Source organism: Streptomyces sp. GL_141, assembly GCF_057834385.1.
Genome location: NZ_CM174402.1, coordinates 8,729,407 through 8,755,526, shown reverse-complemented (window position 1 = coordinate 8,755,526; position 26,120 = coordinate 8,729,407). Strand labels below are relative to the sequence as shown.

Here is a 26,120-nt window from a genome sequence, read left to right as displayed (position 1 = left end):
GGCCCTAGGTTCTGTTTCCTGGATCAGGTGCGGAGCCAGATCGTCAGGGCTGCGATGGTGACGGTTCCGAGGTAGACGTAGGCGCGTTTGTCGTAGCGGGTGGCGACTGCCCGGAAGTTCTTGAGGCGGTTGATCGCCCGCTCGACGACATTGCGTTTCTTGTACCGGTCCTTGTCGAACCCGGTCGGGCGTCCGCCGGCCGAGCCGCGCCTGCGGCGGTTGGCCCGCTGGTCCTTGGGCTCGGGAATGGTGTGCCGGATCTTGAGTTTCCGCAGATAGCGGCGGTTGCTCCGGGAGCTGTACGCCTTGTCGGCGCTGACGCTGTCGGGCCGGGTTCGGGGCCGCCCCGGCCCAGTGCAGGGCACCAAGATCTTCTCCAGCACCGCCTCGAACTGCGGGCTGTCCCCGCACTGCCCGGCCGTGAGGATCAGCGACAGCGGGCGACACCGGCCGTCAGCGGACAGGTGGATCTTCGTGGTGAAGCCGCCCCGCGAGCGCCCTAAGCACTCGCCTGCCGCACCACCTCCGCCAGGCGGGCAGACAGCCTCCGCAGCACCGGATCGCCCTGGTTTGCCCCGCTGTTGGCCCCCTTTTGGGGAGCAATCGGCGGCGGGGCCACCTTCCTCGCGCCAGCCGCATGCTGGTGGGCACGTGCCGTGGTGGAGTCCACCGACACGTCCCAGTCGATCCTGCCCGCGGAGTTCTCCGCGGCCTGCACCCGCGTCAGCAGCAACTGCCACGTTCCATCGGCCGACCAGCGGCGATGCCGTTTGTAGACCGTCTCCCACGGCCCGAACCGCTCCGGCAGATCCCGCCACGGCACACCGGTCCGCACCCGGAACAACACCCCGTTGATGACCTTCCGGTGCTCGCTCCACCGGCCACCACGCGCCCCGCCACGAGGCAGGAACGGCTCCAGCCGCTCCCACTCCGCAGTCGTCAGATCTCCCCGCCCCACCATGCCGACCAGCCTGAACCCCACAGCATGATCACGTCAGGAGATCCAGGAAACAGAACCTAGGCGGGTTTGTCCCAGGCTGGCACGCGGGATGCATGCGCCGTGTTCACGATGCCTGCGCCCTCGCGCTGGGAACCCCTGCGCCAGCAGTTCACCGCCGACGGCTACCTCGCCCTGCCCGGACTCATCAGCCCGAAGGGACTCACCGAGCTCGGTGAGGAAGCACGGAGGCTGGAGGCGGACGCGGTGCGCCGGGACTTCCGCATGCCCTGCATGGACGACAGCCCCCGCCACATGACCACCCTCGGCGGACACCACATCGCCCGCCACTCCCCCACGATCACCCGCCTCTACCAGGACCAGGACCTGTCACGGCTGCTCGGCGTACTCCTGGGCGAGAGAGTCGTCGCCGTGCGCGACCCCGTCGAACGCCACGTCCTGAACATCCTGCACCAACCCGGCGACACCCACGGCGCCCACACCGACGACTACCCCCTCGCCCTGGTCCTCTTCCTCGAAGCCCCACCCCGCCCCGACGACGGCGGACTCCTCGAATTCCACCCCGGCCGCGCCGACCTCGGCGCCCTCGACACCCCCGGTGCCCGCCGCGTCCACCACCAGCCCGCCGACGGATACCTCCTGCGCAGCGACCTCACCGCCCACCGCGTCACCCCACTCGCGAGGCCAGGGGTGCGGCGTACCGTCCTCAACTTCGCCTACACCACACCCGGCCGCCAAACAGCGACCACCTCCTCCGCCTCCCTCCTCTACACCTGAATCGCCAGCCAGCCGGGACCGCAGGCGACGGCGAGCTGCCTGGGCCCGTCGACAGGCGCTTCGCAGGGGGCGGCCACGGTGGGTGTCGGGTGAGCTGGACCAGGGGGTGGTCGTCGTCCGGGTCGGCCCCTGCACGCGTGGGCGGCCATGGCGCCGCCGTCCAGGCGCGGTGGCGCCCAGACGGCCGTCGATGGGATGGGCAGGGTCACGGACTGTGAATGGTCCAGTTGGTGGGGCGGACGTCGATCACGGGCATGCCGGCGGCGAGAGCGGCGGCGATTCCCTCGTCGGTGTTCTCGAAGGCCAGGCACCGGCGGGGTGGGACGGCGAGCTGTGCAGTGGCCTGGAGGTAGGCGTCGGGGGCGGGTTTGAGGCGGGTGACGTGCTCGCGGGCGACGACGATGTCGAAGAGATCGGCCAGTCCGGTGGCGCTGAGCCCGGCGTGGACGACGTGACCGTCATTGGCCGAGGCCACGGCGAGGGGAACGGACGAAGCCAGTTGACGGGCGAGGGCCGTCACCCGCGGTACCGGCTGTACGAGGTCGGTGCGGGCGAGCCGGTGGGCGCGGGCCCGGTCGACGAACTCCCTCTCGCTGCAGAGTAGTGACAGGCCCAGGTCGGTGCGGAGCCGATCGCGTAGGGCGGCGAGGTCGGCCAGGGGTGCCTGGCGCAGCCATGGCTCGGGGACGGTGAGTCCGAGGTCGGTGAGGGTGGCGCGGGCGGCGTCGGTGTTGATGGTGCTGGTGTCGACCAGGGTGCCGTCGAAGTCGAAGACGCACGCTGCCGGCTGATGAGCGGCCAGGAAGTCGCGCACCGCAGCGGGTGTCGCGACGTCGTCGGGGTCGTGTCCGTTGGTGGTGAGGGCGGTGAGGGCCAGGCCGGTGGCCGTCGGGCTGGAGTAGGCCTCGTCCGGGATCCGGGGCCAGCCGCCGTCGGCCCGCTGGGACGCCAGGAGCGCCGGGAGCGCTGCGCGACCGGGCGGGTGCGGGACGAGCGCAGGTGCGATCTCGGCGGCGCCGTAAGCCGGCGGAAGGTACCAGTCCGAGGTCCAGCCCTGGGTGGTGGCGCGTGAGGCCGGCCAGTGGCGGGCCGGGGCGAGATCAATCGCCGGTAGGGCGGTGGCACGGATGCCGGCCGTCATGAGGGCGACGACGTCGGGGGCCGGGGCGTCGTCGCTGGAATGCCATGTGGTCCACAGGCCCTCGGATGTCTGGTGCCTGCGCGCGTAACCCGCGGCGGCAGAGGATTCGGTCGGGCTGGGTGGTTCCGGCCAGCGCGAGGAGGGTGTTGGCGGTGGTGTCGTTGTCGGATGCGAGCGCAGCCGTGCACGCCCAGCCTCCGTCAGGTTTTTGCGCCGCAGCGAGGAAGTCCAGAGCGGCGAGGAGGGCGGAGTCGAGGAGGGGATGTCCGCGCAGCGCGCGGACCATCAGGCCGGTGTCCCACACCTCGCTGACGAGGAACCGCCACGTCCCATCAGGTTGCTGGGCCGCGAGGAGGCTGTCTAGGCACCGCCTGGTCATCGGATGGCCGGGGGCCGTCCGGGTCAGGGCGAGATGGAGCATCCCCGTCACCAGCGGCATCCCGTAGAACGAACCGTCCGGCGACTGCGCCCGCGCCCACTCCTCAAGCGTGTCCCGGGGCAGGGACATCCCCGGCGCCGAACCTGCGAAAGCCTCGAAGGCGAGCAGCATGACCCGCTGCCACGGTGTGATCAGGCGCCCGCGATCGGGCCCGAGCGCAGCCCGGGCCTGATCGAGCAGCCGGCGGGCATCGGCCCCGGCGGCGACCGCGCAGCCCAGGGCATCGAGGTACAGCACCCGCCGGGCATACGGCCGTCCCCGCGCTGGGAGCCCGGTCGTGAACGCGGGGAGGTCATCCGTGCGGTGCAGGGCGGCGAGCCACTGGTCGGCGGCGGCCACGAACGGATCATGCCGCTGTGGCACGGCGCCTTCCAGCCAGCGCAGCGCCCTCTCCCGCGCGGGCCGCACCCGCTCCAAGCCCGCCAAGGAGCAAGCCACGACGGCGTTCTCCAGGATCCGGGGCTCCGACGGCATGTACCAGGCGCCGTCGGCGGCCTGCGTTTCAAGGGCGAGCTCGACCGCCCTGTCCAGGCAACGCTCGGCCCGCACCACGACCGCGTTCCCGGCCGGAGCGGGCCGGGCACCCGGCATCCGGCATCCGGTCGCCCGCTCGCACATCGACCGGCTTCATGCCTGCCCTACCTCCGTGGTCCGTGAAGATCCGTTTGCGCACCGGGCGAGGCTGCCCTGCGGTCCGCCGTACGAAACGACACGAACCGGCGGTGTACCCCGTACCGACTCCCGCGACCGCAGGCCTCAGCGAGGGGTGCTCCCGCTGGCGCAAGGGGTGTCCCCCGTGCGGGGGCGACCGATCGTTTCCGCTCTTCCGCTCCCCTCGCCCGCCCAGTCATGATCACGGCGCCCGCCCGCACCGGGACCCCGCAGGCCGTCCTTCGGAGGCATCAGCCCGTGATCCTCGTCATCGTCGTCGCCGTACTCGCGTTGATCGCCGGTCTCGCCGCGAACCGCTTCCTGCGGCCCCGGCTCCTCAACGAAGATGACGACACCGGCATGGCCGTCAAAGACCTCGTCGGCCCCTTGCTGACACTGACCGTGCTGCTCCTCGCGTTCGTCCTGGTCACCGCGAACGGTTCCCACGGCAAAGCCGAGGTCGCCTCGCGCGGTGAGGCCCGGGCCGTCGACCAGCTCGTCGAGTCCGCCGAATACGCGCCCGCCGCGCAGCGAGCCGAAGTCCAGGCGGACGCCGCCTGCTACGCCCGTGCCGTACGCGCCCAGGAATGGCCGGCCATGGCCGACGGCCGCGGGTCACCGGCGCCCAGCGTCTGGTCCACCGACCTGCGCCGTGTCTTCCGCGAGGTGGAAGGCAAGCCCGTCTTCGGTATGCTCATCGCCGCCGACAACAAGCGCTCCGAGGAGCGCGAGGAACGCCTCACTCAGGCAACCGCGAGCATCCCCAGCGCCATCCTCTGGTTCCTCCTCGCCACCCTGGCCATCACCGTCATCGCCCTAGGTGTATTGCCTCGGGAGGTTGTGGACGGGGGATGGAGGTCTCGGCTGAGGCGTCTTGAACGGGTGAGGGCCTTCCGGGTTCGGTGTGGATTGCGACGTCTACACCGAACGACAGAAGGCCCTCATGCCCCACCGTAATGCACCCCTGACCGAGACCGGACGGCTGCGCCTGGCCCGCTGCGTGGTCGTAGACGGCTGGACCTACCGCCGTGCAGGCGAGCGCTTCCAGGTCTCGCCGACGACGGCCCAGCGGTGGGCCGACCGCTACCGAGATCACGGCGAAGCGGGCATGAGCGACCACTCCTCGCGCCCGCGTCACAGCCCGCACCGGACCCCGACCCGCACGGAGCGCCGGATCATCAAGGTCCGCGTCCTGCGCCGGTGGGGACCGGCCCGCATCGCCCACCTGCTGGGTTTGGTGCCCTCGACCGTGCACCGCGTCCTGACCCGCTACAAGCTGGCCCGCCTGAGCCATCTGGACCGGGCCACCGGCCGTGTCATACGCCGCTACGAACGCGACAAGCCCGGCGAACTCGTCCACGTGGACATCAAGAAGCTCGGCAACATCCCCGACGGCGGCGGCCACAAGACGCTCGGCCGCCAGGCCGGCCGCAGAAAGCGGCCCCGCCTGGGCTACAGCTACATCCACACCGCCGTCGACGACCACTCCCGCCTCGCCTACAGCGAGATCCTCACCGACGAGAAGAAGGAAACCGCGACCGCCTTCTGGCAGCGGGCACACGCCTACTTCACCAGCGTCGGGATCACCGTCGAGCGCGTCCTGACCGACAACGGCTCCTGCTACAAATCCCACCTCTGGCGGGACGCCCTGGCAGCAGCCGGGATCACCCACAAGCGAACCCGGCCCTACCGGCCACAAACCAACGGCAAGGTCGAACGCCTCAACCGCACCCTCGCCGAGGAATGGGCCTACGCCCGCCCCTACCAGTCAGAACAGGAACGACGCGACGCGTTCCCCGGATGGCTGCACACCTACAATGACCACCGCGGTCACACCGCGCTCGCAGGCAAACCACCCGCCAGCCGCGTCCCCAACCTCACAGGGCAATACACCTAGGCATCTGCCTGCCCCGCCGCAACAACCGCGGCCAACTCCTCACCCTCGTCATCATCACCGCACTGCTGACGACAACGCTGTGCATCATCCGCGACGTCGACCGCCCCTTCGGCGGCATCATCGACGTCCAACCCGCCGCCATCGCCTAAGCCGAACGCCAGGCCACCCGCGACTTCACCATGAACCACCCGGCCGCCGACCTGCCCTGCGACGACCAAGGCAACCGCAAGACCGCCTGACCCCCGCACCGCCCACGGCAGCCGCCGGGCCACCGTCCGGCGATACGCGCCGGCACCCGTGGTGGCCGGCGTGTCCGCCCCCCGCAGACCCGCAGGCGCCTGCGACTGGGAGACCCCGGTGTAGCGGCTGGTGACCAGCATGATCGAGCTGGGCAGCCCCTCCCCTGCCAAGGTCTGGCGGTCATGGAGTTCCAGCAGTTCGAATCCCGCCGCTGCCAGCAGCTGCTCGAGCTCGTACGGTGCGAGCATCCGAAGCCGGGCGAAGTCCTCCGCCCTCTGCGTGCCGGTCTCGCCCGCCAGAAGCGCCGACGGTGCAGGAGACGGCTGCCCGGATCGACGTCATAGCGGACCTGTGCCGTGGCCCGGAGCCCGTACGTGTCGATGGTGAACTCGGCACGTCCCAGGCCGGCGGCGCTAGAGCATCGGGAGCGAAGGGACGGCGCCCTTTGACGGGAGCGCTGCCACGATCGGATGGTCCCGTCCGATCGGACCGAGCTTCGCACTGCTGCCGGGGGCGCCGAGGTCGGAGAAGAACTCGGCGTTCACGGTGTTGAAGTGCTGCCATTCCTGCGGGGTGTCGTCCTCGAAGAAGATCGCCTCGACCGGGCACACCGGCTCGCAGGCTCCGCAGTCGATGCACTCGTCCGGCTGGATGTAGAGCATGCGCTCACCCTCGTAGATGCAGTCGAGAGGGCACTCATCAATGCATGCCCTGTCCTTGACATCCACACAGGGCAAAGCGATCACAAACGTCATCGAACTGCCGTCCTCTCCAGGTGGTTCCTGCCCGCCGTTCCGACGCAGCCGACCGTATGGCCTCAAGTAGCCTTGAGGTCAACAGGAGGCTTTTCATGACGAGCAACCGTTCCGGCGACGTCCGGGCCACCCCGGACGACTGGCTGAGCATCGGCGAGGCGAGCGCACGAACCGGAGCGGCCGTCTCGGCCCTGCGGTTCTACGAAGAGCTCGGCCTGATCGCGTCCGAACGCGACGATCGCAACCAGCGTCGCTACCCTCGCCACATGCTGCGCCGTGTCGCATTGATCTCGGTTGCCAAACGGATCGGCATCCCGTTGCAGGACCTTCGAGAGGCGTTCGCCGACGTACCGCTCGACCGGCCACCAAGCCACCAGGAGTGGCAGCGCGCTTCGCGGAGCTGGAAGCGTCGGCTGGAAGAGCGCCGACAGACCATCGAGCGGCTTGAGGCCGAGCTCACGGGATGCATCGGCTGCGGATGCCTCTCAATGAAGGCATGCGCTCTACTGAACCCCGGAGACACGCTCGCCGGCGACGGTGTCGGCCCCCGCCGACTGTGAGACGGGCATCCCGCCAGAGAGTTCACTCGGTCGCTACACAGACTGCGGGCCACTCGGTCCGGTAATCAGTCCCGTCGCCGACCTGCACAAACCCTGGCTGACGCCATCCGCCTCGACCACAACGCCGAAACCACGCAGCAGCTAAAAGCCCGCACCCCGACCCGCAAAAACCCCAGGCCAAGCCGCCACTGGCACCGCAAGGCCGTTCTCCCACAGACCTGCACCACCACCTCTGCCTCCCTCCTCTACGGGTAAGAGCGCTCTCCAGCCCCGGCGGGCTCGGCATGGCACAGAGCGGTATCGGGCAGCTGGTGGGGTCCTGCGCCGGCCAGCCGCTCGGGGTACCGGGCGAGCGGCTGGCCGGCCCGGGGGCGAGAGCGCGCAGGTGGTCCCGGACGCTCGGAGCCCCGCGCCGACAAGTCCCTCCGGGCCTTCGACCTCGACGCCAACACCAACGTCGACCCCGCTGCCACCCACACCCTGGCGAAGTGCGAGTGGGTCCGTAAAGGCCAGCCGCTCTGCCTGATCGGTGACTCCGGGACCGGCAAGTCCCACCTGCTGATCGCGCTGGGCACCGAGGCCGCGATGAAGGGCCACCGGGTCCGCTACGACCGCGTCGATCTCCTCTGCATCGACGAACTCGGCTACATGGAACTCGACCACCGCGGCGCCGAACTCCTCTTCCAGGTTTTGACGGAGCGGGATGTGGCTGGACGAAGACGTTCACCGACCCCCGGCGCTGCACGGCCATCGTCGACCGCCTCACCTTCGGCGGCACCATCATCCAGACCGGAACCGAGTCATACCGCCTCGCTCACCAAGGCTCAGGCGGACCGCGTCGCGGCCCCGTGGATTCCGCCCTCGGCCGGCCAGACCTACGGGAGACGTCCGGACGCATGCAGGACCTGCCAGCCCACACGGCGCAGCGCCTTCCCGATCACGTTCGACGGACGCTCGGCAGGCCTCGTGCGTCCGGCGGAAGCCACTCCTTCACCTGGGTGATCTATGAGGGCCCAAGCCTGAACCTGCCGCTCGGCACCGTCACCGCCCGGAGCCGGCAACTCCATCCTCAGCTCCTCGACGCCGTGCGCTCGCTTCGAGACCGTCACGCCCAGTTGCAGCTGAACCAGCCGTAGCCGCCGCCGAGACGCGCCTCAGGATCCTGCAGGGCAGGACAACATGGTTTTGTTCACGAGTTTCGAGGCGTGTCGGCGCCGACGAACATAATTCGAGCTGTGGACATGAGACCGGAGCTGTTGCCCCCGCCCGTGAGCCGGCAGCGGCTGGCCGAGCTGAGTACCGCGGTTGGGCGGATCGCTGAGCTGCTGGTCGCCCGCCCAGAAGCGGCGAGCGAGGCGATCACGGCCTTCAACGCGATGACCGGGCACGAATACGTGGCCCTCGACTTCGCCGAGTACGACGGAAGCAGGAGCCTGGAGGAGTTCGCGAAGGAGGCGGCCCGGCCGGATCGCCCCGTGGTTGCGGACATCACCCGGGACGAGCTCGTTGAGATCGTTCACAGACTCCTGGCTGCCTCTGCGGAGAGCGACTACTACCTGCGGCTCCTGAAGGCGAACGTGTCGCACCCCCGGGTAAGTGACCTGGTCTTCCACCCCTCAGACACCCTTCAGGACCCGTCTGCGGAGCAGATTGTCGATGAGGCTCTGAATTACCGACCGATCGCGCTCTGAGCTGCGGAACTGACCGCTGCTTGTTGTTCGGCGTGGGCGTGGCTGCTGGCGAGGCGGCAGGAGCCGGTGCCCGTTCAGGCGAAGGTCTTCGTCCGACCGCGGGGTTCGCAACCATTCCTGCAATCGAACGCCAAGGGCCCCCTCCGCGACCGCTCCCCGAGATCTGTGCCAGAACCCCTCAATCATCGACATAGCCAAGCGCCACGGTCGGCCATCGACGGCGGTTAGGGCAAGGCCCGATCAGGGTGTGGTCGAGGCAGCACACGCCATCCACCGGCAAGAGGCGTGCCTGTAGGTGAGCGGCGCAACTGACACGTTATGCCGGGCGCGGGTCACGACCCCGGCTGGGTGTTCGGCAGGGTCAGAAGTTGAGGTATCGCTCAAGCCTCAAAGGCTCCTGCTGGCCTTGCACATGGACGTCTGCCGTCATCGTGAACTCTCCCCATGCCGACATCCTCAGTTCAAACCCCGTCGCCCGGTCCGTGACGACACGATCCGGCTCGGGGAAGGTCGGATGAAGGTGGTAAACGACTTTGGTGACCCGATCGAGATCGCCGTCATCGTCCCCTTCTACGAAGACGCGGATCTGGTGGTAGCTGTAGTTTCCTCGGTCCAGCGAGCTGTCTCGACGGGCCATGTGGGCCACGTGGATCCTGGGGGCAGCCTTGGCGCTCATGGATTCCGACGGTGCGACGGTGGTCGGCGGAGTCAGCCTGCCCGCGTCTCTTGGATCGAGGGCAGACCTCAGCTGTTGGAGACGGTCGTAGACCTGCCGCGCCGACTGGGGGCGCTGTCCGGGATCGCGTCGCAAAAGCTCGGCGACGAGTTCGGTCACATCGGGCAGCAGGTCAGGGCGGAGCGTGTCGAGGCGTGGGGCTTCTTCTTCAGCTTTGCGTCGAATGACCGCGAGCCAGTTGTGACCGGTGAAGGGAGGTCGGCCGGCAAGCAAGGCGAACAGCACCCCACCGAGTGCATACAGGTCCGAGCGTTCATCCCCGCGCTCGGAGAGGAACTGTTCCGGCGCACCGTACTCCACGGTGCCGGCGGGTTGTAGCTGGGAGGAGCGCGCCACGGAGAAAGCGGTCTGGACGAACCCCGCGATCCCGAAGTCGACGACCTTGACCTGCCCGTCCGGGGTGATCATGACGTTGTGGGGCTTGATGTCGTAGTGAATGACCTGGGCCCGGTGCGCGGCGATCAGCGCCGCGCAAATCTCGCTGCCTATCTCCAGGGCGCGTGCCAGGGGCGTGGAGCTCTCGGCATGGAGCTGATCGGTGAGCGTCGTACCATCGACCTTCTCCATGACCAGGAAGAGGACGTCCTCGTGGACGCCCCGGTCGTAGAGAGCAGCCACGTTCGGGTGGTTGATCTGCGCGGCGGCTACCGCCTCGCGTTCAAACCGCTGAGGCAGGTCCGGGTGGACGGCCCCGCCGAGGTCGAGCAGCTTGAGCGCGACGTCACGGTGGAGACTACGGTCCCGGGCAGCCCACACCTCGCCCATCCCGCCCCGCCCAAGCTTCTTGACCAGCTCGTACCGACCCGCGATCAGTTCCCCTGGCTTCACTGCCCACCCCCGCTGGCTTTTGGAAATGCCAAGGGTACGGCGGCTGCAACGCCGATATCCGCGAATCTGCTTGACACACTCGGTTCAGCAGCAACGTTCTCATCAGAGGCTCTTGCACAGCTCTGATGGAAGCCGGATGCGTGCGCGCCATCTGCCGCGCAGTCCCGCCGACACTTCCTGGCTTCGTAGGTGAGAACGGGGTTCTGGCACAGATCTTGGGGAGCCGTCGCAGAGGGTGACGGCGTCGTTCGATTGAGAGGGGTGAAACCCGACGGCTCGACGCGAACCCCCACCTCCTACCCTCCGCACATGACTGATGATCTGTTCCAGTGCCGCTGCGTCCTCTGCCATGACTACGGCGACCGGGATGAAGCGGACCGCATGGATCTGACGATCATCGAGTCGCGCTCAGGCGCGTTGACCGCGGCTGGTACCGGACCTTCTTCGGACGGGCTCTCGGGTTCTACCGACGGCCGCCTCTTCCCGTGCTGCAAGTCGCGTGGCCTGATGCCGAGGGCCGTTTCGACTGGGATGAGCAGGCTGACGAGAGGCGCCGCGGGTCACAGCCTCAGTTGTGGCTGCGTCCGAGTGATCACCCTGTCGGCATCTGGACAACCGAACTCTGATTTCAAGGGACTGGGAAGCAGTGATCCATTTCCCGAGCAGTGCACTACTGAAGCAAGATCATCTTGCGTAGGAGTTCGAATCCAGCGCGGCCATGGAGCTGCCTCTTGATCTTTTTGATGCGGTTCACCGCGCTCTCGGTGCCGCCGGAGCTCCAGGACAGGGTGAGGCCGGCGGTGGCGGCGTCGAAGTCGCTGTTCAGGCCGCGGGCGAAGCCGGTCAGTCCGGGCAGGTCATCCCGGACGACGGTGTCGATCCAAGACCACGCCACACGGCCCTGATCTGCAAGAAAAGACCGATCAGCCCTACGCCCCGCCAGGCGGGAGCAGCGGCCGAACTTTCTTCACCGGCGCCCGCCAGACGGGAAGCGGCCCCGAGCCGGAAGCATGTAGGGGCGCCAGGCCCACACCACGCTGCTCGAGGCCGTCGCACGCCACCACCACGCTCAGCTGCTCGCCGCCATAGTCGAGCTCGGCGGTGAGCTGGAGCTCCCAGCTACCCGTAACGGGCGCTTCAGGGGTGCGGTCATCCCAGAAGGCTGCGCGGTCAGCGCCGGCCGCCGCCGATGCGGCGGTCGTCGGCCAGTGCGGTCAGCGGGCCGAACTCGCGGGCAAGCTGGCTCCACGTCAGAACCTCGCCACAGCGGGCCGGGAACTCCTTCGGGTTGAACTCGGGCATGGTCCAGGTGCCAGTGCCCCGGTCCCGCAGCCACAGGTCCCCGTCACCGTCGACCACAGTCGGCGGGACCGGTACGGGCTCGGCCTGATCGGTGGGCTCCCAGGTGGCCCGGCCCGGGTGGGAAACGCGGCGCAGCTCGGTGGTGGCCAGCCGCGCGGCCAAGTCACGGGTGGACTCTTCGGCCTCCTTGACCGACGCGAGTCGGAATGCGTCGTCAAGTACGGGCAGGGCTGGATTCTTGCTGCGCTTTGAACTCATACGCTGACTACCTCCGGTGGAGGGCGTCACATCCGATATGGCACCCCGTAGACGAACACGGTATCCGACGCGGGAGCCGGGCCGGCAACGACCACTGTCCAGGTGGAGGCCCTGGCACACCGGGCGGTGGGGCTAGGTGGTGAGCTGGTCCTGGGCGTGGCGCAACCCGTGGTATTAGCGCTCAGATATGGCGGTCCGGGTCTGAGAAGGTGAGTCCGCCGGGGGCGAGCGGACGTCGGGCCGGGGCGGGTGCGGGCTCGGGCTCGCCGGGCGGCTGGCGGAAGTAGGCGCCCTGCTCGACCGGCATCAGCCGGCGCCCACCCGCCTGGGCGGGTACGGGAGCGTCGGAAGCGGGCTCGGAGAAGGCGGGCAGCGAGAGCGGTCGACGGTCGTTCATGATCCCTAGTCTCCCAGGTCCGGCCCTGTGGGTAGGACCAGGCCGCTATCAGCGGTGATAGTGCTCTGGCCCTGGCCAGCGGGGCCAGGATGGTTGTTTCAGCTCACCAGAACAGAGCCGTAAAGCCACTGCTACCGCCGGTGAACCGGCCCGGACCGCCGAGGCCCGGCGGCACACTGCTCGGGTGACTACGCCCCCCGCCTGAACCGGGTTCAGAAACCTCCACGCTCAGACCCCGGCGCCAGCGCGTGCGCCCAAGCCCTCCCGACCTGGACCCGGCCGTCCACTCGGTTCAAGAATCAGCCGCTCGGCAACCCGTCACGACGTGGGACGGGTCCTCGCAACCGGTGAGGCGTACACCAGACCCTCCCATCACAAAAAGGGCACCAAGCCCCGCCGACTGGATAATGACAAGCTCATCGCTCTCCGGTGGCGTACAGATGCTGGGCGATCTGGCGGAGCAGGGCCTGCACGATCAGGAGCGAGGACAGGGCGACTCGATCCGGTACGCGGCGCTCGGCTGCAGCTGGACGAGGCTTGCCCTGAGGCGGTCGGACAGCAGCGGCAGCGGCAGCGGCAGCGGCAGCGGCAGCGGCAGTACCAGCGTCGGCCCGAGGACACCTTGGCCGCTGCGGCGGCGAAGGCACGGTTTCGCTCTGCCTGGCTTCGGGTGATGCCGTCCAGGACGCTCTTGGGCAGCGCGAACGGAGACAGCGCGGGCTTCGGCAACGCGGCGATGCCCTTCTGGAAGCTGGCAACCGTCCCGGGCATGCTGCCCGAGTCGACCAGCCGGCGGATCGCGTCCTGCGCGCTGGCCAAGCCTCCGACCGCGCCCAGGCTTCGCTCCAGCTGTGGAAGAACGCTCACGGAGCCGGCAGCCTCGACGAACAGGCGTCCCAGGTTTCTGGGGCCCCAGTGACGCGCTCAGCTCGGCGATCTGGGCGCGGAGGTTCGCGCGCGGGTCAAAGTGACCGATCGCGCGTCCCGGCCGGTTCGCTCACCTCGTTCATGTGCTCAGATGACGTGCCGCACCGACACTCGGCTTCCCGATTTCGCCGCGGACCCCGGATCTTGTGGCACTGCGATGATCGCCGTACTGGGCATCCTGCTCGGTGCTCTGACGGCGGGCACAATGCAGCACCTCATCGCGTTCTCCGCCCGCCGTGACCGTGATCGGCAAGCGCTCACCGCCTCCCCTTCGCCGAGGGAAGCCCCCGACGTCACGCGGCCGGCTGCGGGCTCCCGTGAGACAGGCCCGAGCGCCGCAGGGCGCGCAGCATGGCCGGCAGGTCGGCGGGCTCGCCGCCCGAGCTGCGGACGAGGGTCTCCAGCAGCTCCGGCGTCAGCTCGTACCGCTCGGCGCGGCGCACCAGTTCCGCGCGGACCTCCCCGAGGACCGCCCCGCCGTCGAGTTCACGCAGCAGTTCGTCCTCGTTGACGAAACGGCTCAACCCGCAGTCGAGACCGTCGTCATCGAGGTCCGCCGGGTACGGAGCCCGTGCCCAGGACCCGTTCTCGGACCAGTACACGCACCCCAGCTCGTTCCCCGCCATCAGCTCACGGAGCTCGTCGTGGGGGAGCCACTCCGGAGCCCCGGCCAGCATGTCGACCGGCGGCTCGTGCCACTTGACCCCGCTGGACTCGTCCTCACCGAAGAGCACGAACCGGTCCCCGCCCAGCGGCTTCAGCGTCCACCAGGTGCAGCCGCAGTCGTCGAGGTGCAGCCCACGGTCGTCGATCCAGCAGCCCGTGCGGTGGACCGGCGGCTTCTGCTCCGCCTCGGTCGTCGCCTCCAGCACGGCGACCGCGCTCCACCGGGCCCACAGGACCTCCGGCGCGGGCAGGTCCTGCGGCAGTCCGGGCCGGTGAACTGTCATTCCATCCCCCACTGGTGCGCGATCTCGTTCCCGACGCACCCTAACCCTTCCCGGTGGCACCTTTACCCCGGTGCGGTGGCGTCCACGGGGAACGCGGCGGGCGCTCGCGTCGACCTCTGACGAGACGAGTCACCAGCTCCGACCAGACGGGCATCCGGAGCAAGTTCGGGCCTTGCTGAGGATCTTGTGGCGTTGCAGCCGCGCACGAGGGATCGGCGGGGTGCTGCCGGCCGAGGGCAGCGACCCGGGCCCGGTCCACTTCGAAGTGGGCAGCTGCCCGAGCATGCCGTCGTCGACCGAGTGGCACGCCCACGATGGCCGGCACAGCCGCCACTGCCGGGGGTGACCCAAAGCCGCCTTGGCCCCGAGCCCCGGACGCGACCCGCAGCGTCTGCTCGCACAGCTGGACTGAGTGCTGCTCCAGAGCCGAGGGCGAGGCTGCTCCGGTGTCTGCGGTGAATCTGGACGCCCGCGAGGGTGCGTTATCCGCCGAGGGGCCATCGGGGCGGCGGGTGTCGGGCCCGCTAGACGCTCAGTACGTTGATCATGATGGCCGCTCGGCCCTCGCCATCGTCGCCACCATCCGCTCCAGGCGGGCCAGCCGGGTCTTCTCGGTGCGGGCGGTGACCAGGTTGAGATACAGGGCGAACCGGTCGGACTTGCCGAGCGTCTCGTAGAACGCCCGCGCCGTCGGGTTCGCGTCGAGCGCCGCGACGAGATCCGGCGGTGCGGTGGCGTTCTTCTGCGAGGCGTATGCCGTCGCCCAGCGACCGTCCGCCCGCGCCGCCTCGACCTCGGCTAGGCCGTGGGGGCGCATCCGTCCCTCGGCGATCAGGGCCTCGGCCTTGTCGACGTTCACCTGCGACCAGGGCGAGCGGGGGCGGCGGGGTGTCGTGCGCTGCAGGAAGTACGTGTCGTCGTAGCCGCGCCGCAGGCCGTCGATCCAGCCGAAGCAGAGCACCGTGTCGACCATCTCTTCCCAGGTGAGCGACGGGATGCCGGTATGTTTCTTGGCGATCTTCACCCAGAGCGCGGTCCGCGACCCGTGATGCTCGTCGAGCCATGCCTCCAGCTCGGCCGGGCTCGCGGGGACAAGAATCTCGACGCCGTCCTCATACTTCTGCATAGGCCGCAGGCTAGGGGTCGAATAGGACAGATTCTGACCTACTTTAGACCCGCAGCCCCCGACGTCGCCGAATTTCACGGCCTGCGCCGGGGGGATCTGGCCTCCCGGTGGAACCGACTCATGTCCGCAGAGGTTCCCCGTTCATGAGCGACGAGAGCGTGAGAAGGGCCGACCACGCCGGGCTGGCGCCTGCTTCCGGGGCGGGCTCGGACTGTTCGTGGATCCAGCCCGACATCACGGCTGAAGGGACCGTCCCGACAGAGCCGAGCGACCGTTCACGTCGACGGTCCCGCCTCGGAAGCAATGGCCCATCTCGCCTAGAAGTCGGGCTGACCGGGAGCGACTCCGCCCCGTGCCCCGCGGTCCTAGGGCGCGTATTCGGTCGTGATCAAGGGCCGGTCCGGGTGAGGTCCTTGATCCAGATCATTGAGGCGCGCAGGTGGAGGCCGGCGAGGTAGCTCTCGGGTGTTTTGTCGTATCGAGTGGCGATGCCTCGCCAGGCCTTCAGCTTGTTGATCAGGCGCTCGACGGTGTTCCGCTCCTTGTAAAGGTCGGCGTCGTGGGTGAGTGGCCGGCCGCCCCTGCGGCCTTTGTTCTTCCGGTTGGCGGCCTGGTCCTTCTTCTCCGGTACGACTGCCTTGATGCGGCGTTTGCGCAGGTAGGCGCGGTTGCCGCAGGACGAGTAGGCCTTATCTGCGGCGACTGCGCCGGGCCGGGTGCGGGGACGACCAACGGGCCCGCGGACCCGCACTTTGTTGAGCACGGGGATGAACTGCGGGCTGTCCGCGGCCTGCCCTGCGGTCAGGATCAGGGCCAGGGGCCGACACCTGCGGTCGGCAGCCAGGTGAATCTTGCTGGTCTGTCCGCCTCGTGAGCGCCCGAGCAAAGCAGCTTTCAAGCGGAGCTTGCGCCGTCGCCGGACGCGCCGCCGTTCGGGCCGGCCGGGATCAGCGACGTCGCCGTGTCCGTCTTGTTCCGTCGCGCCGCCCCCTTTTGCCGGGCCGCCTCCGCCTCGAAGGCGGCCTTTTCCAGAGCGTCCAAAACGTCCTCCTCCAGACGCATTCCGGCCGCGTCGTGATGGGCACGGACCGTCGTGGAGTCAACGCTGACCAGCGACATATCCACCCTGCTCCGCCCGGCCGCCTCGGCGATCAGCCCCTCCAGCAGCGCCTCGAAAACTCCGGCGTCCCGCCACTGCCTGAACCTGTTGTGCACGGTAGACCAGGCGCCGAATCGGCCCGGCATCTCCCGCCACTGCGCTCCCGAGCGGAACTTCCAGATCACGCCCTCGAACTGTTGCCGCAGCCGCTCTGGATACGGGCCGTACTCACCGACCGGCAGATACGGCTCGACGAACCCCCACTCGTCGTCCGTCAGTTGATCACGTGTCATGTGTACCGGACTACCGGATCCGCCCTCACAGCGAAGGCGGATCCGACAAACCGATCACGACTCAATACAGGCCCTAGGCGGGGACCGGGAAGAGCATGCAGCTGCTCGTGGCGTGGGCGAGTAGGCGGTCCTGCGCGTCGACCAGCTCGGCCTGGGCGAGGGCGATGCGGCGGCCGGCGTTCAGTACCGTGCCGATGGCCCGCACCCGGCCCGTGTCCACGCTGATCGGACGCAGGAACTTCACGGTCAGGTCGAGCGAGGTGTACGCCATCCCCTGCGGGAGGGTGGACTGCACGGCGCAGCCCGCCGCCGAGTCGAGCAGCGTGGCGAACACTCCCCCGTGCACACTGCCGATCGGGTTGTAGTGCTCTTCGCCCGGCACCAGGGAGAAGACCGCCCGGCCGTGCTCCACCTCGTCCAGTTCGAAGTCGAGGGTCCGGCCGATCGGCGGACGCGAGACCCGCCCCGCCTGTACCTCGCGCAGGAAGTCCAGGCCCGCCATGCCTCGGGCGGCCCGTGCCGGGATCGCGGGGTCGTCCCAGCTGTACATACGCGTGCGCCCCACGGCCCGGTGCCTTCCTGTCGATCGTCTGGCTTCCCTGGCTGAAGCTAGCCCTGTCGTCAGCTGACTGTCAATGATGAAGTCAGGAGGGCAGGGGGCCTTACGATGACGGGATGGAGTGGCTTGAGGTCAGCACGGAGAACTGCCCCGTCCAGCGCGCGCTCGACGTGGTCGGGGAGAAGTGGACGCTGCTGATACTGCGCGACGCCGTGAACGGGGTGCGCCGCTTCGACGGTTTCCAACGGCACATCGGCCTCTCGGAGGCCGTCCTCAGCGACCGCCTGCGGAAGCTGACCGCGGCCGGGGTGCTGAAGACCGTCGCCTATCAGGAGCCGGGCCGGCGCTCCCGCAACGAGTACCGCCTGACCCGCAAGGGCTGGGACCTGTGGCCCGTCCTGATGGCGCTCGGCCAGTGGGGCGAGACGTACGCCCTCGGCCCCGAGGTCCCCCGCCCCGTCCTGGACGTGACCCACACCGACTGCGGCGCCCCGGTCCGCGTCACCGTCCAGTGCACCGCGGAGCAGACCGCCCTGACCCCGCAGGACGTCAGCGTCCGACCGGGTCCGGGTGCGCGCCGTAAACCCCGGGACGGAGACGGCCGGGCCGCCTCCGAAGTAGCAGCCCGGCCAGTTTCGTAACTGTTCGTCAGTCCGTGTGCCCGAGCCGTACGTCCCGCTCGGTGCGCCCGCCGCCCGCGATCTGCAGGACTGTCGCCACCGGCGGATAGCCTGCCGCGATGACCGTGTACTCGCCTGACGGCAGGTCGATGAACCGGAAGGTCCCGTCCGAACCGGTGGTCAGGGTGTCCACCACGTTTCCGGCCGCGTCGAGCAGGGTGACTCTGGCATCCTCGACCGGCCTCCCTGCGCCGGCGCGCACCGTGCCGCGCAGGACCGCTCCGCCTGCGAGCTCCACGTCCTGGCGGGTCTCGCGGGAAGCCTGCACGCTCACCGGCAGTGCGGCCGGCCTGAACGCCGGGGCGCTCGCGGCCAGGGTGTACTCCCCCGCCACCAAGTCCGAGATGACGTACCTGCCCTCCCGGCCGGTCCGGGTGGAGGAGACCACCTCGCCCCGGACGTCGGTGAGGGTGACGGCCGCATCGCGGACCGGGGTGCCGTCGGCCGTGACGACCGCGCCGGCCAGCCGCCCGGCGCCGCCGAGCACCACGTCGACCTCGACCGGCCCCTCGCCCACGGTCACGGTCACGGCCTGCGGCTGATGGCCGCCGGCCGCCGCGATCAGGACGTACGAACCAGGGGCGCGCACGCTCAGTGCATAGCGTCCGTCGGCTCCGCTGGCACCCCGGCCGACTTGATGGCCGCTCACGTCGATCAGGGTCAGGGCGGCACCGGGGACCGTGCTGCCGTCGGGGTGCTGGACGGTTCCGCGGACCGGCAGTCCGCCCGGCCGGGAGGCGTCGGTTGAGGTCCGTGCCGCGGGGACCTCGCCGGGGAGCGGCTGCGCGAGGGCCTCGGAGGGCAGTGAATCGGCTGCGGGGGCGTTGTGGGACACCAGCGGTTTCTCCTTGAGGAAGCAGGCGATGAGCAGGCCGAGGACGAGTACCGGCACGAGGTAGAGGAAGATCCGCGGCATCGCCTCGGCGTAGGCCGCGATGTACGCGTCCCTGACGGTCGGAGGCAGGGAATGCACCAGCTGCGGGGTGATGGCGGAGGGGTCCGGGAGCCCGGCGCCGGCGGGCAGCCGGGCGGCGAGGGCGTCGCTGAGCCGGCCGGCGAAGACGGTGCCGAAGACGGCGGCGCCGATGCTGCCGCCCATCTGCCGGAAGTAGTTGTTGGCGCTGGTGGCGGTGCCGAGGTCGGTGGGCCGCACAGAGTTCTGCACGGCGAGGACCAGCACCGGCAGCACGAGCCCGATGCCGACGCCCAGGACGGCCATCCACAGGCTGTACGCGAGCTGGGTCGTGTCGGTCTCCAACCGGGACAGCAGCCACATGCCGAGGGTGGACAGCGCCCCGCCGAGGACCGGGTAGACCTTGTAACGGCCGGTCCTGCTGATCAACTGGCCGGAGACGATGGAGGCGACGACGACCCCGCCCATCATCGGCAGCATCAGCAGCCCGGACTCGGTGGCGGTGGCGCCCTCGACCATCTGAAGGTAGGTCGGCAGATAGCTGGCGGCGCCGAACAGCGCGATGCCGACGACAGCCCCGACCAGACCGGTGACCGTGAAGACCGGGTCGCGGAACAGCCGCAGCGGAATGATCGGCTCGGCCGCGTGGTGCTCGGCGACCAGGAAGAGCAGGGACGTTCCGGCAGCGCCGACGGCGAGCCCCAGGATCATCCGCGAGTCCCACGCGTACTCGGTTCCGCCCCAACTGGTCAGCAGCACCAGGCAGGTCGAGGCCGCGGCAAGGAGTACGGCACCGATCACGTCGAGCCGCGGCCGGACCGTCGGCTTGGGGAGCTTCAGCACGACGGCGATCACGGCCATGGTGACCAGCCCGAACGGGACGTTGATGTAGAAGCACCAGCGCCACGATGCGTGGTCGGTGAAGAACCCGCCGAGCAGCGGTCCGGCGACGGACGCGAGGCCGAAGGCCGCGCCGATCAGCCCCATGAAGCGACCGCGCTGCCGGGGCGGCACGATGTCCGCGATGATCGCCTGCACACCGATCATGAGCCCGCCGGCGCCGATGCCCTGGACCGCACGGAAAGCGATGAGCTCGTTCATGGTGCGCGACCAGCCGGCCAGCGCGGAGCCGATGATGAAGACCACGATGGCGAACTGGAAGACGCTCTTGCGGCCGAAGAGGTCGCCGAGCTTGCCGTAGAGCGGCAGCCCGATGGTGGAGGTGAGCAGATAGGCCGTGATGGCCCACGACATCCGGTCCAGGCCCTGGAGGTCCCCGACGATCTTCGGCAGCGCCGTGGCGACGATCATCTGTTCCAGGGCGGCGAGGAGCAGCGCCAGCATCAGCCCGAAGAAGACCAGCCGGACCCGGCGCGGGCTGAACTCCTCGGGCTCCGGAGCCACATCGGCGGAGGGCGGCCCGCTCGCGGCGTCCCGGCCTCCCGGCTCGGGACGACTCCCCTTCTCGAAGCGGACCGGAGCCGGCCGCGGGGCGGCCTGCTCGTCCGTCACCAGAGTGATACCGCCCATGTACTGCTCCCCTCGTTGCCTCAGGCAATCTCGCCTGCGCCGCCCTTTTCTCGCATTCGGCAACAGGAGGAGCAAACGCGCGGATTGACGTCCCGGACGTGCCCGACGGACATACGAGCCGGTGGGAGGGGGGCCGTGATCAATCGGCCGGTACGGAGAACCACCCGAACCAGTGAGGGTCCGGACCGGCCCGTGACCGGCCCTCGCGGCCCGGACCCGGCCAACCGGCCACGCACCCGACATTCGCGCCGGCTCAGCTCCACGTACTACTGCTCCCCGGTGGCCCGGCCTTCGCCGGCCATGAACCGCCAGACCAGGGCGTGGCCCAGCGCGATCAGGCCGATCAGCATCAACGCCTCGGCCTGGATGGGGGCCAGCCCTGCCGGGTCAGCGAGTTCGGGGACTGCGCCGACCACGGCGATCAGGGCGTAGAGCAGGGTCGCGGCGGCCTGCTGCCAGGTCAGGAAGCGGTCGCCACGCGCTCGGGCCAGCAGTCGCAGGGTGGACGCGCAGCCGATCACCGCGAGAACGACGAAGGCGGCGCGCCAGACCTGCGGCTGGTCCGTGCCGCCGACCTGGGCAAACAGGCCCATCAGGGCGGGGAGCAGGAACGACAGGTAGATCCCGCCGACGACACGCCGCTGGGCCGGGTCTCGCATCCAGTCGTGGTGGCTCTGGACAGCGTTCCACCACAGGCCCACCAGGGTGAAGCAGGTGGCGGAGAAGAGGGCGTAGAAGGTGCTCACATCCATGGACGACGAGCGTGGCACCTTTCGCTTCCCCCACCACGACCCCACGCCCATCGTGCACGAACCCACTGTCCTGGGAGGGGTTCAGAACCCCTAAGTTGCTGGTGTTGTTCCGAACTTGAGGAGTGCTGGTCGAACGGGAGTCACCGCAGTGCGCAGCTTGTCACCCGAACGGTGGGAGGCGAGGACGTCCGCAATGGCCAACCCGCGGTGACTGCGAAAATTCGCTGTCCGATTACCGGAGCGCGGTGATAGACATCCGGCGTGGAAAAGAATCTTGAGTTCCCTGAGCTGTTGCGACTGATCGATGAACGGTCGACCGCCTTCCGCGCCGTGGTCGCCGCCGCGCCCGGTCTCGACGCGCAGGTGCCGACCTGCCCCGGGTGGACACTGTTCGATCTGGTCAAGCACTTGGGTGGGGGAGACCGTTTCTGGGCCGCCATCGTCGGCGCGGGGTTTGCCGACGCTCCCCCGGCCGAGGCCGTCGCCGCGCGCGCCACTCTGGAAGTGCCGCAGGAGCGTGAGGCGCTGCTGGCCTGGCTGGACGCGTCGACACAGCTTCTGCTGGGCGCCCTGCGCGCGGCGGGGCCGGAGAGCGGTTGCTGGACGTGGTGGCCCGCGTCGCAGTCACCGCAGACCGCCGGCGGCACCGCCCGGCACCGGGTCCAGGAGAGCGCGGTGCACACCTACGACGCCCAGCTCGCCGGGGGCGCCCCGCAGCCGCTGCCGGTCGAGCTGGCACTCGACGGTGTGGAGGAGTTCCTGTTCACCGTCTGCGCAACGCCGAGTGCCTGGCCGCACAAGCCCACGGCCTTCGACTTCCACGCCGCCGAGGGCCGCTCCTGGCGCCTCACCGTCGACGCCGACGGCGCACGCACCACCCGCATCCCCGCGCTCACCGCCGCGACCGGCGAAGACTCGGACGCGGCCGGCGCCTCCGTCCACGGCACGGCCAGTGAGCTGGTCCTCTACCTGTACGACCGGATCCAGGCCGACTCCTTGCGCGTTGACGGAGACGCAGGGCTGCTCGACCTGCTCCGCGCCTGGGAGCCGGAGGAGAAGTAGAGCCTTGAGGATGGATGGATCGACGGACAGCGGAGACTTCTTGAGTTGGTCGCACCGAACCCTGACCGCTCGGCTGTTTGTCGCATCCAACTGTGACCGCCGCAGGTCAAGGGCCGATCGCCCCGGGCCAGGATGGCGCTGCCTGGCTGCCTGACGCGCTGTCGCCTGCGGTCACCGTCCTCGGGAAAGTACGGCTCGCTCGCTGTGGCCTTACGAACTCCGCGGCGGGGTCCTACCTTTGCGTCATGGAAACTCGGCCTCCCGGCTCGCTTGCGGAAGTTGTGTTGCCCGTGACAGCCGGATGGCGGCTGCTGTTCGTGCCCAGCAGGGCCCGCGAGCTGGCTACCGCGCTCGGCGGGAGCATCATGGTCCCGCCGGTGGTTGCAGCCCCACTTCTGCTGGCCGCCCTCGTGGCCGCCGTGGTTTCGGGGAGCTCGTTCTTCTGGGGCTGTTTCTGGGTCCTACTGGCTCTCACGGTGGTCGCAGTGACCGTGCTCGCCGTGGCGATGATGCACGTGACGGTCTCCCTGACGGTGCGGTGGGTCGAGTTCCGTCCCCTGGGAACTCCGGCCCAGGTCGTGATCGCCCGCTTTCTGCGTTCGTCGACCATGGCGATGGCTGATCTGCAGCGAGTCGTCGTCATCGAGCGACTCCGTCTGGGGCAGCGACAGTCGATCAAGGTGGTGTTGCATACCGGCAGCGAGACGGTGGAGTGCCGACCAGCGATGTCCGCACCGCTCTCCCGGGTCGACGCACAGGCGCTGACCGGCTGGTTGACCGAGCAACTCGGCCAGGTCCAGGTGGCGGTGGAGCGTCAGACGGAGGTCAGGCGAGACTTCCTGCGTCCGGACGAGTGGTGGACCCCGTCCCACACCGCCGAGCTGTGGCGGGTACCCGTCGGCGAGGTCGACGGCATAGCCGCCCAGCGCGGCGTCGAAGGGTATCGGTACACGCCCCGGGCAGGCGCGATGTACAGCCCTGGCACTTCGGTCACCGTCTACGACCCGGGCCGGGCCTACGACGTCGCCGAAGAACTCCGCGCGGAACGGGCCGCCGGCCGGGATGCCGACGGCACGGCAGCCCCCGGCCCGGCCGAGGACGACGCAACGGATTCCCGCTGACTCGGTCGGGCCGGTCCTCACCCGGCTCGGAGACTGCACCGCATGAGCGGGCGGATGGCATCGCCTGCGTGGTGAAGAAGCCCGTCGGAGCCAACCCGAGATCCATCGGGGAGGGGCGGAATGGTGCGCGGGGCGTGTCACTTCCTGCTGTACGTGCCGAACAGGTCGATGATCAGGTCGGTCGGCTCCCAGCCGCGGTTCCAGAAGTCGACGATGTCGTTGTTGCCGGTGCCCGCCTGGACCAGGTTCGCGACGGTCGTGTCCTTCGTCCAGTTCAGGACGGAGGTGTTCGGCGGGGTCGGGCGCTCCACCGTGCCGTTGAGGTAGTCGTCCTGGGTGTTCGGGTCGGGGGCCACCGTGAGGTGACCAGCGCTCCCGGTGTTCGTCACCGTGGTGTTCAGGACGAGGGCTTCGAGCCCGCTCGCCCCCCACCGGATCTCTTCGTGGTAGCTCAGGGCCGCGAGGGGCCAGCCGTAGGTCCGGGTGTCGTGCAGGCGCTCGGGCTTCGCCGGCAGGTAGGCGGCCTCGCCGTCGGCGCCGTAGTAGCCGGTGACGTCCACGATCACCTGGGTCCAGTCCCAGGAGCCGTTGCGGATGCTGATCCTGCCGTCCGGTCCGACCGGGACGATCACCGCGTTGGCGACGGTCTGCCCGGCGGTGAAGTTCACGCTGGAGGTGGACGGAGCCTGTCCGCCGCCGGGGAAGACGGTCAGGTGGCCGGCCTCTCCCGGGTTGGTCACGGTGACGTTGAGGGACACGGCCGTCACGCCGGTGGCCGGCAGCCCGGCTGCTCCGGCGACCTGGACGCCGAAGGTCTTCTGGGGACCGGCCGCGACCGTGGACGCACCCAGCCCCTCCCGGGTGTCGACGAGCCGGGTCGGCTCCACGGAGGTGTAGCCGGCGGCGGCGGTCCGGCTGAAGTAGCCCGTCACGTCGGCGATCAGGTCCACCGAGCCCAGGCTGCGGTTGGCCAGCTCGACGTACCCGTCCTTGCCGACCGGCACGATCGCCAGGTTCGGTACGGTCTGACCCTTCACGAAGTTGACGTTCGAGGTCTCCGGCCGCTTCGTGCCGGAGGCGTACGCGATGACGTGTCCGGCCGTCGCGGCGTTGGTCACGGTGATGTTGAGGGCCACGGCCGTCACCCCGTCCGGGATGGAACCGCTGCCGGTGATCTTCACGCGGGTCGTGCCGTTGGCTCCGACGGGGCGGCCGCCGGGGGTCCCTGTACCGGCGCCGTCCCGGGTGTCCAGCAGCCGGGTGGGGGCGTGCGGGGTGAACTCGGAGCCCTCCACCACCATCTCCTTGGTGGTGACGGCGGTCTCGTCGCCCGGGCCGGTCGCCTTGATCGTGACCGTGTGCGCGCCGGCGTGGGCGTAGGTGTGATCGGCGTACACGAGCTCGGCGACGAGGTTGAACTGCGTGTCGACGATGCCGTCGCCCCAGTCGATGTCGTACCGGACGACGCCGTACGTCAGGTCGGTGCTGACGCCGGTGGCCAGCCCGGCGGAGAGCGCGCCGGAGGTGCTCGCGCCCATCGACACGTCGAAGTACGCGCTCTCCTGGGCGCGCGCCGCCGGGCCGGACGCGGCCGAGGCCCGGGCCTTCGCGGCCGCGGTCTTCGCCGCTATCTCCTGCGCGGCGGCCTTCCCGGCCGCTTCCTTCGCGGCGGCGGTCCCGTCCGCCGGGCCCTTCGTGGCCGGCACGGGCACCGGAGCCGGCGTGGGCGTGGGCGCCGCGGAGGCGGCACCGGCCGACGGCGCGGCCTGGGCGGTGACGGGTACGAAGCCGACGGCCGCCGCGACGACGGCGGCGGAGATCATGACACGGTGACGGAACACCGGCCCCCCAAATCTGAACATGTTCGCCATTGCAAAAGGTCTTGATCAGATTACCTGTGCGCAGGTCCAGGCCGTGCGGCCGGTACCTCCGAAGCTCGTCCGGGCGGGGTCAGCCGTCCCACCAGCCGCTCCAGGGTCGACGGCGCCTCGCGCGCGCAGGTCTCGTAGGTGTGGCCCCCGCTCGCGCGCACGATCGGTGAAACCCGCGCGGGTGACCGTACCGCGTCGATGAAATCCACTGCACTGGCTCGCAGGCCTGTGGCCATACGCCGGGGCCGCCGCACGAGGGTCTCCGTCCCGGCCCCCGGTTCCCAGCGGGAGGCGGGTGAGGCTCTGCCGCTGACGCCGCTGCCCGTCAGACGGCCACCCGCTCCTGCCGTGGTGATCGCCCCCGAGGACAGCGCGTCGGCCGCACGCGCTCAACGGGCGCAGCGCCCTGGGCGGAATGCCGACGGAGCGGGCTCCGAAGCGCGCACCGTGCGGCAGCCTGAGCCGCGGCCGGTGAAGCCGAAGCGGTCCAGCCCGCAGCGCCCGGCCTCGAAGGCCAAGGTGGAGGCGAAAGTGAAGTCGAGGCCTTCGGCGAGCTCCCACAGCTGGCCGAACTCGGCGCACAGCAGGCGGTGTTCCACGGGGGCCG

23 protein-coding genes and 4 pseudogenes are annotated in these 26,120 nt (G+C 69.6%); 10 read left to right on the top strand and 17 right to left on the bottom strand.

All coding sequences use genetic code 11. The features are described 5' to 3' along the window. Positions 1–23: 23 nt before the first annotated feature. Positions 24–961: pseudogene (locus AC3IX6_RS38930) on the bottom strand (IS5 family transposase). A gap of 108 nt (positions 962–1,069) precedes the next feature. Between AC3IX6_RS38930 and AC3IX6_RS38925 the strand changes: the two are divergent. Then, entirely contained in the window at positions 1,070–1,735 is a 666-nt protein-coding gene (locus AC3IX6_RS38925) for a HalD/BesD family halogenase (protein ID WP_489371696.1), read from the top strand. A 205-nt stretch (positions 1,736–1,940) separates the two neighbouring features. Here AC3IX6_RS38925 and AC3IX6_RS38920 read toward each other — a convergent pair whose 3' ends face one another. Then, positions 1,941–2,876, bottom strand: a complete 936-nt coding sequence (locus AC3IX6_RS38920) for an HAD family hydrolase (protein WP_489368023.1) — start codon at positions 2,874–2,876, stop codon at positions 1,941–1,943. Then, positions 2,836–3,867 carry a hypothetical protein gene (locus AC3IX6_RS38915; protein WP_489368022.1) on the bottom strand — a complete coding sequence of 344 codons (1,032 nt, stop codon included), beginning with the start codon at positions 3,865–3,867 and terminating at the stop codon, positions 2,836–2,838. The genes AC3IX6_RS38920 and AC3IX6_RS38915 overlap by 41 nt, the downstream gene beginning before the upstream one ends. Positions 3,868–4,224: 357 nt before the next feature. Between AC3IX6_RS38915 and AC3IX6_RS38910 the strand changes: the two genes are divergently transcribed. Both AC3IX6_RS38910 and AC3IX6_RS38905 read left to right on the top strand, forming a co-directional pair. Beyond that, on the top strand, positions 4,225–4,923 hold the full coding sequence (locus tag AC3IX6_RS38910) for a bestrophin-like domain (RefSeq protein WP_489368021.1): 699 nt from the start codon (positions 4,225–4,227) through the stop codon (positions 4,921–4,923). Beyond that, the gene (locus AC3IX6_RS38905) at positions 4,910–5,863 is read left to right on the top strand and encodes an IS481 family transposase (protein WP_489368020.1); all 954 of its coding nucleotides are present in this window, start codon (positions 4,910–4,912) and stop codon (positions 5,861–5,863) included. Before AC3IX6_RS38910 ends, AC3IX6_RS38905 begins: the two co-directional genes overlap by 14 nt. Here the strand turns inward: AC3IX6_RS38905 and AC3IX6_RS38900 are convergent. After that, a complete protein-coding gene (locus tag AC3IX6_RS38900; protein WP_489368019.1) occupies positions 5,860–6,351 on the bottom strand; it encodes a hypothetical protein in 492 nt (163 codons plus the stop codon). The genes AC3IX6_RS38905 and AC3IX6_RS38900 overlap by 4 nt on opposite strands. Before the next feature lie 165 nt (positions 6,352–6,516). Further along, on the bottom strand, positions 6,517–6,858 hold the full coding sequence (gene fdxA / locus AC3IX6_RS38895; RefSeq protein WP_489368018.1) for a ferredoxin: 342 nt from the start codon (positions 6,856–6,858) through the stop codon (positions 6,517–6,519). Positions 6,859–6,953: 95 nt separating this feature from the next. Here fdxA and soxR point away from each other — a divergent pair, with 95 nt between their 5' ends. From soxR to AC3IX6_RS38880, 3 genes and pseudogenes are all read left to right on the top strand, one after another. After that, complete coding sequence (gene soxR, locus AC3IX6_RS38890) at positions 6,954–7,418, top strand: redox-sensitive transcriptional activator SoxR (RefSeq protein WP_329390230.1); 465 nt, start codon at positions 6,954–6,956, stop codon at positions 7,416–7,418. A gap of 414 nt (positions 7,419–7,832) precedes the next feature. Next, positions 7,833–8,233 (top strand): annotated as a pseudogene (locus AC3IX6_RS38885) (ATP-binding protein); the annotation flags it as partial. A gap of 426 nt (positions 8,234–8,659) precedes the next feature. Further along, a complete protein-coding gene (locus AC3IX6_RS38880; protein WP_489371695.1) occupies positions 8,660–9,109 on the top strand; it encodes a bacteriocin immunity protein in 450 nt (149 codons plus the stop codon). 361 nt (positions 9,110–9,470) lie between these two features. Here the strand turns inward: AC3IX6_RS38880 and AC3IX6_RS38875 are convergent, their stop codons facing one another. Then, positions 9,471–10,673, bottom strand: coding sequence for a protein kinase domain-containing protein (locus AC3IX6_RS38875; RefSeq protein WP_489368017.1), 1,203 nt, complete (start codon positions 10,671–10,673; stop codon positions 9,471–9,473). 452 nt (positions 10,674–11,125) lie between these two features. On the opposite strand from AC3IX6_RS38875, the pseudogene AC3IX6_RS38870 reads away from it, so the two are divergent. Continuing rightward, a pseudogene (locus tag AC3IX6_RS38870) lies at positions 11,126–11,299 on the top strand (DUF4262 domain-containing protein); the annotation flags it as partial. Between the two features lie 44 nt (positions 11,300–11,343). Here the strand turns inward: AC3IX6_RS38870 and AC3IX6_RS38865 are convergent. The 7 genes and pseudogenes from AC3IX6_RS38865 to AC3IX6_RS38835 all read right to left on the bottom strand — a co-directional run bounded on the left by AC3IX6_RS38865 (position 11,344) and on the right by AC3IX6_RS38835 (position 17,590). Next, on the bottom strand, positions 11,344–11,568 hold the full coding sequence (locus tag AC3IX6_RS38865; protein ID WP_489368016.1) for a hypothetical protein: 225 nt from the start codon (positions 11,566–11,568) through the stop codon (positions 11,344–11,346). Positions 11,569–11,843: 275 nt separating this feature from the next. Further along, on the bottom strand, positions 11,844–12,233 hold the full coding sequence (locus AC3IX6_RS38860) for a hypothetical protein (protein WP_489368015.1): 390 nt from the start codon (positions 12,231–12,233) through the stop codon (positions 11,844–11,846). Positions 12,234–12,414: 181 nt separating this feature from the next. After that, positions 12,415–12,630, bottom strand: a complete 216-nt coding sequence (locus tag AC3IX6_RS38855) for a hypothetical protein (protein WP_489368014.1) — start codon at positions 12,628–12,630, stop codon at positions 12,415–12,417. A 1,220-nt stretch (positions 12,631–13,850) separates the two neighbouring features. Further along, positions 13,851–14,507, bottom strand: a complete 657-nt coding sequence (locus tag AC3IX6_RS38850) for a hypothetical protein (RefSeq protein ID WP_489368013.1) — start codon at positions 14,505–14,507, stop codon at positions 13,851–13,853. Positions 14,508–15,051: 544 nt separating this feature from the next. Continuing rightward, a complete protein-coding gene (locus AC3IX6_RS38845; RefSeq protein ID WP_489368012.1) occupies positions 15,052–15,633 on the bottom strand; it encodes a YdeI/OmpD-associated family protein in 582 nt (193 codons plus the stop codon). 388 nt (positions 15,634–16,021) lie between these two features. Further along, positions 16,022–17,025, bottom strand: a pseudogene (locus tag AC3IX6_RS38840) (IS5 family transposase). A 73-nt stretch (positions 17,026–17,098) separates the two neighbouring features. After that, entirely contained in the window at positions 17,099–17,590 is a 492-nt protein-coding gene (locus AC3IX6_RS38835; protein WP_489368011.1) for a PaaI family thioesterase, read from the bottom strand. 110 nt (positions 17,591–17,700) lie between these two features. Between AC3IX6_RS38835 and AC3IX6_RS38830 the strand changes: the two genes are divergently transcribed. After that, positions 17,701–18,225: a winged helix-turn-helix transcriptional regulator gene (locus tag AC3IX6_RS38830; RefSeq protein ID WP_489368010.1), complete on the top strand. Its 525-nt coding sequence runs from the start codon at positions 17,701–17,703 to the stop codon at positions 18,223–18,225. A gap of 7 nt (positions 18,226–18,232) precedes the next feature. Here the strand turns inward: AC3IX6_RS38830 and AC3IX6_RS38825 are convergent, their stop codons facing one another. After that, a complete protein-coding gene (locus AC3IX6_RS38825) occupies positions 18,233–20,707 on the bottom strand; it encodes an MFS transporter (protein WP_489368009.1) in 2,475 nt (824 codons plus the stop codon). Positions 20,708–20,973: 266 nt separating this feature from the next. Then, entirely contained in the window at positions 20,974–21,459 is a 486-nt protein-coding gene (locus AC3IX6_RS38820; RefSeq protein ID WP_489368008.1) for a hypothetical protein, read from the bottom strand. A 261-nt stretch (positions 21,460–21,720) separates the two neighbouring features. On the opposite strand from AC3IX6_RS38820, the gene AC3IX6_RS38815 reads away from it, so the two are divergent. Then, positions 21,721–22,521 carry a maleylpyruvate isomerase family mycothiol-dependent enzyme gene (locus tag AC3IX6_RS38815; protein ID WP_489368007.1) on the top strand — a complete coding sequence of 267 codons (801 nt, stop codon included), beginning with the start codon at positions 21,721–21,723 and terminating at the stop codon, positions 22,519–22,521. Positions 22,522–22,766: 245 nt separating this feature from the next. After that, entirely contained in the window at positions 22,767–23,642 is an 876-nt protein-coding gene (locus AC3IX6_RS38810) for a hypothetical protein (RefSeq protein ID WP_489368006.1), read from the top strand. Between the two features lie 137 nt (positions 23,643–23,779). Here AC3IX6_RS38810 and AC3IX6_RS38805 read toward each other — a convergent pair whose 3' ends face one another. Both AC3IX6_RS38805 and AC3IX6_RS38800 read right to left on the bottom strand, forming a co-directional pair. Beyond that, positions 23,780–25,483 (bottom strand): hypothetical protein, encoded by a 1,704-nt coding sequence (locus AC3IX6_RS38805; RefSeq protein WP_489368005.1) that lies wholly within the window; start codon positions 25,481–25,483, stop codon positions 23,780–23,782. Between the two features lie 419 nt (positions 25,484–25,902). Beyond that, positions 25,903–26,112 (bottom strand): hypothetical protein, encoded by a 210-nt coding sequence (locus AC3IX6_RS38800; RefSeq protein WP_489368004.1) that lies wholly within the window; start codon positions 26,110–26,112, stop codon positions 25,903–25,905. Positions 26,113–26,120 lie beyond the last annotated feature (8 nt).